Below are 6872 nucleotides of genomic sequence, written 5' to 3' on the forward strand. Positions count from 1 at the left end.
GGCTTAGTTTTTATTTTGATCTATAAGTTTGCCGTTAGTTATCCAAGGCATCATTGCGCGAAGTTTTTTGCCAGTTTGATTTAGCAAACTTCTCTCAGCTATACTGCGTTCAGCGTTCATTCTTACATATCCTGCTTTTCTCTCTAGGATGAAGTCTTTTGCAAATTTGCCATTTTGAATCTCTTTTAAAACTTCTTTCATAGCTTTTCTGCTCTCTTCGCCAACCACTCTTACACCGCTTACGTAATCACCGTATTCAGCGGTGTTTGAGATAGAATAACGCATATCGGCCATGCCACCTTGATACATCAAATCAACGATTAGTTTTAGCTCGTGCAAGCATTCAAAATACGCCATCTCAGGCTCATAACCAGCCTCTACAAGCGTATCAAAACCAGCATTTACTAGCGCGCAAAGACCGCCACAAAGTACTGCTTGTTCACCAAACAAATCTGTTTCAGTTTCATCTTTAAATGTTGTCTCAATAATGCCGGTTCTACCGCCACCTATACCGCAAGCATAGCTTAGAGCGATCTCTTTAGCCTTTCCGCTTGCATTTTGCTCAACAGCGATAAGATCAGGTATGCCACCACCTCTTACAAATTCGCTTCTAACTGTGTGCCCTGGAGCTTTTGGAGCGATCATAATGACATCTATATTTGCTGGGGCTTTTATCTGGCCAAAATGAACGTTAAAACCATGTCCAAACGCGATAGCAGCGTGATCTTTCAAATTTGGTTCAATCTCATTTTTATAAATTTCTGCTTGAAGCTCATCTGGAGTTAAAATCATAACCACATCAGCGCCCTTTGTAGCTTCGCTTACGGTTTTTACCTCAAAGCCTTTTGCCTCAGCCTTTGCCCAGCTTTTGCCACCTTTTGAAAGGCCAATCACGACGCTTACACCGTTATCTCTTAAATTTTCAGCATGTGCATGACCTTGTGAGCCAAAGCCGATAATTGCTACTTTTTTACTTTGAATAAGGCTTAAATCGCAGTCTTTATCATAATAAACATTTATAGCCATTGTTACTCCTATTATTAAAATTTGGCAAAATTATAACTTTAGCCAGCAAAAATTCGGCTGAAATATATGGAAACTCTTTTTAAGTTTTATGATAATTTATTTTGATAAAATACGCTGAAATTTCAAAAAAAGAGATAACTCAATGAATGAATCAGTTTTTAAAAAAATCAAAGCACTTCCACCATTAGATGACACAGTTATACAAATTCAACGCTTACATGCGGACGAAAACAGCTCAATAAGTGATCTTACAAAAGTGGTCGAAAAGGATCCGATGCTAACAGCAAATATCTTGCGTTCAGCAAACTCTCCACTTTATGGGTTTTCTCAAGAGATCACAACCATCGCAAGAGCTATTTCTCTTTTTGGTATGGCTACTATTCGAGGTTTTGCGCTTTCAAGTACGATTAAAAAGAGTTTTTCTATAAATTTAGAGCCTTATGGCATTACTACACAAGATTTTTTAAATATCTCGATAATACAAAATGCACTGATGTACAATTGGCATTCTAAAGTTAATCCTAAAAGCTTAGAAATTCTCTCTCCAGCTTCATTTATGCTTGAGATTGGCAAAATAGTTCTTGCTCATGAATTAGCTGAAAATAAACAAGACGTCGAATTTAGGGAAAAACTTAAAAATATATCTAGTCCAATCGATCTTGCCCTATTTGAAACAGAAATTTTAGATATGTCAAATGAAGAAGTTACGGCTAAAATTTTTGAACAATGGAACCTTGAGACAGAGCTTAGCAGCTCAATACTCTATTCAAATAATCCAGAAGAGGCACCAGATCATATAAAAGATTACGCAAAAGCCCTAAAAGTGATAAAAACAGCTGTAAATATTTTTAATCAACTTGATGATATAAGCATACAAAATACTCTACCCCTTCTTGACGAATACGGCTTTGGACATGATACGTTTTTAATGGCTGTCGCTAAAGTCAAAGATAATTTGTGAAAGAATTTCTAACCTCACTACTAGTTGGCATCAAGGAAAAAGAAGTTTCAAACGAAGATAAAGAGATTTTACGAAATCTCTTAAATCTTGGTGCCGTAAGCTCCCATAAAGATAAATTTTACCTAAACAATGGCTACGTCTGCGGCAAGCTAGACATCAGCCAAAACGCAACTGGCTTTATCATGCCGTTTGACAAGCGCTTCAAGCAAGACATCATCGTTGAAAATAAAAATTTAAACAACTCTCACCTTGGCGATATCGTGTTAGCAAAGCTTTTACCGCTTAAGAAAAAACGCCAAAGCGCTAAGATAGTGATGAGTCTAAAGCTTGCAAATGAGACAAGTGTGGTCTATACAAAACGCTTTGGAGCGGCCATTTTAGGAGTAAATTTAAAAACTGGACTAAGCACGACCTTAAAAGCGACGCAAAAAAGCCTAAAGATGCTCCCACTTGGGACGCTACTAAAGATAAATAACCTAAACAACGAGATAGTTGAGGTTTTAGGAAATTTAGAAGACCCATTAAGCGATGAGAAAATTTCGCTTGCTATTTATAATAAAAACGATAAATTTAGCGAGGCCTGCGAGCTTGAGGCAAAGGCTTTTGGTGACGAAGTCGATGCTAGCATGTATCCAAATAGAGTTGATCTAAGAAATTTAGAGTTTTGTACGATCGATCCAGTCGATGCCAAAGACTTTGACGATGCCATATATTTTGATGAGAAAAAGCGAGAAATTTATGTCGCAATCGCTGATGTAAGCGAGTATGTGACCGCATATAGCGCTATTGACAGCGAGGCTAAAAAAAGAGGCTTTTCTATCTACTTTCCGCACATTTCAGTGCCGATGTTGCCACGCGCGCTAAGTGAAAATATCTGCTCGCTAAAGCCAGATGTGCCGCGCCTTGCATTTTGCTTTAAAATTTCACTTGATGCAAATAATGAGGTAAAAAAAGAGGAGCTTTTTGAAGCGATCATCCTTTCAAAAAGGCGCTTTAACTACGACGAGATCGATGAAATTTTAGAAGGTAAAAGAGAGTGTGAAATTTCATGGATCAAGCCACTTTTTAAACTCACCACGAAGCTTCGCAAAAAAAGGCTTTTGCACGCGTTTGACTTCAGGACAAAAGAGCTTAGAATGAGCCTTGATGAAGAGGGTCAAATTTTACAAACTAGATTTGAAAGTGACTCCGACTCACATAGACTAGTCGAGGACTGCATGCTTTTAGCAAACAAGGCTGCCGCAAAGCTCATCACAAAGGGTGTTTTTAGAAACCACGCTTCGCCTGATTTTAAAAAGATAGATACATTGCTTGAGGACTTGCAACTTTTGGGGCTTGATTTTGCTTATGAGAGCGACCTTGCAAATTTGATAAGAAAGATCCAAATAAAAGCCGATGAACTTGGCAACCGCGAGGAGATAGACAAACTCATCATCAAGTCTCAAAAAAAAGCTGAGTACTCAAGTGAAAATTTAGGCCACTTTGGGCTTGGATTTGATAGATACACGCACTTTACAAGCCCTATTAGACGCTATTCTGACCTTATTTTACATAGGCTCTTAAAGGCTAAAATTTCAAAAGATGACAAGCTTTACAACTTTTTACTTTTAAACATCCAAAGCACTTGCGCAAATTTAAGCGAGCTTGAAAGAGAGGCCGACAAGGTAGCCTACGACTTTATGGATAGGAAATTTGCACGCTGGGCAGCTGCAAATATCGGCAAAGAGGTACGCTGCTATGTGAGCGAAAACCAAAATGTCTTGGTTGCTAAGCTTGATGATTATTTTGTTGGAGCTAGGATTTTTATAACTGGATACAGCGCAAATTTACTTCAAAAGCTTGTCGTAAAGATCACAGAGGCTGATATCGCGAGCGCTAAAATTTTTGCAAAAGTGGTAAGAAAGATCGATGTATAGAAAAGATTTGGAGCTAAATTTAGCAAATGCAAATTTAAGCAACTACTTCTTGCTTTTTGGAGCAGATGAGTTTCAGATTGAGCTCTTTGGCAAAGAAATTTTGAGCTTTTACTCAAGCGAAGATGCAAATTTATTAAGCCTTTATTTTGACGAGTACAACTACGCGCAAGCAAGCTCTCACCTAAGCGAGCAATCACTTTTTGGCGGCAAAAATATCCTCTATGTAAAAAGCGACAAAAAGATCCCAGCAAAAGAGCTAAAAGAGCTCATCTCGCTTTGTTCAAAAAGCCAGGACAACTACTTTTTGTTTGAGCTTTATGAGTCCGATATGAAACTAGTTTTTGATACGCAAAAGGCTTTTGGGACAAATTTTGCTAGATTTTTCAAGCCCTCAACTCCAGATGAAGCGATAAATTTGCTAGCTAAAAGCGCAGCTAAAATTGGTCTAAACATAACCAAAAACGCACTTTATGAGCTTTACTTTACACATAATGAAAATTTATACCTTGCGGCAAGCGAGCTAACAAAGCTAAAGAGCCTAAACACACACATTGAACAAGATGATGTAAAAAGGCTGGTTTTTGGACTTGGTGGGATAAATTTTGATGATTTTTTTAACAAATTTATGGCACTAAAAGATATAAAAAACGACTTTTTTACCTATCTAGAAGATCCAAATTTTAATGAAATTTTACTTCTAAACTCGCTTTACAAAGCATTTTTTAGGCTATTTAAAATTTACTCTTACATTAAGATAAATGGTCGATTAAATTTAGATGAGGCAATCGGTTATCAACCGCCTGTAAATGTCGCAAATTTATTAAAAGTAAATAGCTTAAAACTAAATTTAAATACATATTTGGAGATATTTAAAACGCTAAATTTAGCCGAGTTAGAGCTAAAAACAAACACAAAAATGGATAAAGAAATTTTTGTATTATCAACTATTTTAAATTTGCAACATCTCATATCAACAGCAAATATTAAGTAACTTTAAGCTAAAATCCACCCTTGCTTAAAGCAAAATCCTTGCTCACAAAGTGAGCTAAATATCCATAAGGAGAAGAAATGAAACATTACGAGCTTTTATTTATTCTTAAGCCGACATTAACGGAAGAGGAAGTTAAAGCTAAGGTTGACTTCGTAAAAGAAGTTATAACAAAAAATGGCGGCGAAATCGCTACTGTCGTTGAGATGGGCACTAGAAAACTAGCTTATACCATCAAAAAATATGAGCGTGGAACATATTTTGTTATCTATTACAAAGCTCCACCAGCACTTCTTGCAGAGCTTACGAGAAATGTAAGGATCACTGAAGATATCATAAGATTTTTAAGCGTTAAATATGAAAATAAACGCGAAATCGCAGCTTGGGAAAGACTTTGCAAAGGTATCAAACAAACTATAAAAAAAGAGCCTCGTGAGCCAAGAGCACCGCGTGAGCCAAGAGTTGAAAAAGTAGACGAGCAAACTTTTACAGAAGAATAATCAAGGATAAAAAATGTTCAATAAAGTAGTACTGGTTGGAAATTTAACAAGAGATATCGAGCTAAGATACACTACTAGTGGATCTGCTATAGGAAATTCCGGTATTGCTGTTACTAGAAAATTTAATACTAACGGCGAAAAACGTGAGGAGACATGCTTTATTGACATATCATTCTTTGGCAAATCAGCCGAGATAGCAAATCAATATTTAAGCAAAGGCTCCAAACTTCTGGTTGAAGGAAGATTGAAATTTGATCAATGGACCGACAACAATGGACAAAACCGTTCAAAGCACTCAATCGTAGTTGAAAATATGGAGATGCTTGGCGGAAATAGCGGAGCTAATGGACAAAGTCAAGGTGGATTTAATCAAAATAGTTCGTACTCACAACAACGAAATAATGGTTCAACTAATAGCTATGGCAATGGTGGATATCAAAATTCAGCATCACAAAGACAGCAAATGCAACCACAAAATAAAAAAGTACAAGAAGAGTACTATGAGGAAAAAATCCCTGATATAAACATTGACGCCGATAATTTTGATGGCGACAACGAAATACCGTTTTAACTTAAAGGATAGAAAATGGCAGAAAAAAGAAAATATTCACGTAAATATTGCAAATTTACAGAAGCAAAAATTGATTTTATAGACTATAAAGATACTTCTCTTTTAAAGTATTGTTTATCAGAGAGATTTAAAATCATGCCAAGACGTTTAACTGGCACATCAAAAAGACATCAAGAAATGGTAGAAAAAGCGATCAAAAGAGCTCGTCATGCAGCTATTATACCTTACATAGTAGATCGCAAAGATGTAGTTTCAAATCCTTTTGATGGACTATAATTATTTAATTTATTAAACCCCTATTAATGGGGTTTAATCCTAATTTTAAATATCCTAGATTTATGTTCTTATAGATTTTTATTTATTGACTGCAGTTTAAAATATTTTTCAAGTACTATCTATAATTTTGGTTTAACTTACACGAGACAATTAGAATTTATTCAGGTGGATATCTCAAATATATACTGTCTTTAAATAACTCTATAGCATCAATTTATTAGTTCAAAATAATTTATTTTGCCATATGTGCAATTCAATATCATTGATCCATATTATTCACAATTTCCACCACGAATCACATATCATCTATCGTATAGCAATAGCTATCCATATGAGGCTAAAAGGTAAGGTACTTAAATGTCAATAAACTTTATTTGATAATCCATTTGGTATCCGTACATCTTGCAAGTGGCCTTTATTATGTATTTTATTTTAAAAATTTACTGATGCCAAACTGGCCTAACAATGCAACTAATGTTAGCCAAAAAAACAAATTTTAAACACCCTTTTCTTGACATGTAATAATGTTTTTTGTATAATCTCAATTCTTTTTTAAGCAAATGTCTTGCTAGCTCAGTCGGTAGAGCATCTCACTTTTAATGAGGGGGCCGTTGGTTCGAATCCAACGCAGGAC

7 protein-coding genes are annotated in these 6872 nt (G+C 35.8%); 6 read left to right on the forward strand and 1 reads right to left on the reverse strand.

From position 1 onward, the window contains the following. Positions 1 to 3 precede the first annotated feature (3 nt). The gene (gene ilvC, locus CYP43_RS09320; protein WP_103583377.1) at positions 4 to 1026 is read right to left on the reverse strand and encodes a ketol-acid reductoisomerase; all 1023 of its coding nucleotides are present in this window, start codon (positions 1024 to 1026) and stop codon (positions 4 to 6) included. Between the two features lie 142 nt (positions 1027 to 1168). Between ilvC and CYP43_RS09325 the strand changes: the two genes are divergently transcribed. The 6 genes from CYP43_RS09325 to rpsR all read left to right on the forward strand — a co-directional run bounded on the left by CYP43_RS09325 (position 1169) and on the right by rpsR (position 6238). Further along, entirely contained in the window at positions 1169 to 1987 is an 819-nt protein-coding gene (locus tag CYP43_RS09325) for an HDOD domain-containing protein (RefSeq protein ID WP_021091523.1), read from the forward strand. Then, positions 1984 to 3903 carry an RNB domain-containing ribonuclease gene (locus tag CYP43_RS09330; RefSeq protein ID WP_103583378.1) on the forward strand — a complete coding sequence of 640 codons (1920 nt, stop codon included), beginning with the start codon at positions 1984 to 1986 and terminating at the stop codon, positions 3901 to 3903. The genes CYP43_RS09325 and CYP43_RS09330 overlap by 4 nt, the downstream gene beginning before the upstream one ends. Continuing rightward, positions 3896 to 4894: a DNA polymerase III subunit delta gene (gene holA / locus CYP43_RS09335; protein WP_103583379.1), complete on the forward strand. Its 999-nt coding sequence runs from the start codon at positions 3896 to 3898 to the stop codon at positions 4892 to 4894. Before CYP43_RS09330 ends, holA begins: the two co-directional genes overlap by 8 nt. A gap of 77 nt (positions 4895 to 4971) precedes the next feature. Next, positions 4972 to 5391 (forward strand): 30S ribosomal protein S6, encoded by a 420-nt coding sequence (gene rpsF / locus CYP43_RS09340; RefSeq protein ID WP_021091458.1) that lies wholly within the window; start codon positions 4972 to 4974, stop codon positions 5389 to 5391. Between the two features lie 13 nt (positions 5392 to 5404). Further along, positions 5405 to 5962, forward strand: coding sequence for a single-stranded DNA-binding protein (locus CYP43_RS09345; RefSeq protein WP_103583380.1), 558 nt, complete (start codon positions 5405 to 5407; stop codon positions 5960 to 5962). Between the two features lie 15 nt (positions 5963 to 5977). Beyond that, positions 5978 to 6238 carry a 30S ribosomal protein S18 gene (gene rpsR / locus CYP43_RS09350; protein WP_021091467.1) on the forward strand — a complete coding sequence of 87 codons (261 nt, stop codon included), beginning with the start codon at positions 5978 to 5980 and terminating at the stop codon, positions 6236 to 6238. The last annotated feature ends 634 nt before the right edge of the window (positions 6239 to 6872 follow it).

It is taken from the genome of Campylobacter concisus (genome assembly GCF_002913045.1).
Classification (GTDB): domain Bacteria; phylum Campylobacterota; class Campylobacteria; order Campylobacterales; family Campylobacteraceae; genus Campylobacter_A; species Campylobacter_A concisus_AP.

Excerpts from the sequence above, each read along its gene's own strand:
- ilvC (WP_103583377.1), bottom strand. The coding sequence starts at position 1,026 with ATGGCTATAAATGTTTATTATGATAAAGACTGCGATTTAAGCCTTATT.
- CYP43_RS09325 (WP_021091523.1), top strand. The coding sequence starts at position 1,169 with ATGAATGAATCAGTTTTTAAAAAAATCAAAGCACTTCCACCATTAGAT.
- holA (WP_103583379.1), top strand. The coding sequence starts at position 3,896 with ATGTATAGAAAAGATTTGGAGCTAAATTTAGCAAATGCAAATTTAAGC.
- rpsF (WP_021091458.1), top strand. The coding sequence starts at position 4,972 with ATGAAACATTACGAGCTTTTATTTATTCTTAAGCCGACATTAACGGAA.
- CYP43_RS09345 (WP_103583380.1), top strand. The coding sequence starts at position 5,405 with ATGTTCAATAAAGTAGTACTGGTTGGAAATTTAACAAGAGATATCGAG.
- rpsR (WP_021091467.1), top strand. The coding sequence starts at position 5,978 with ATGGCAGAAAAAAGAAAATATTCACGTAAATATTGCAAATTTACAGAA.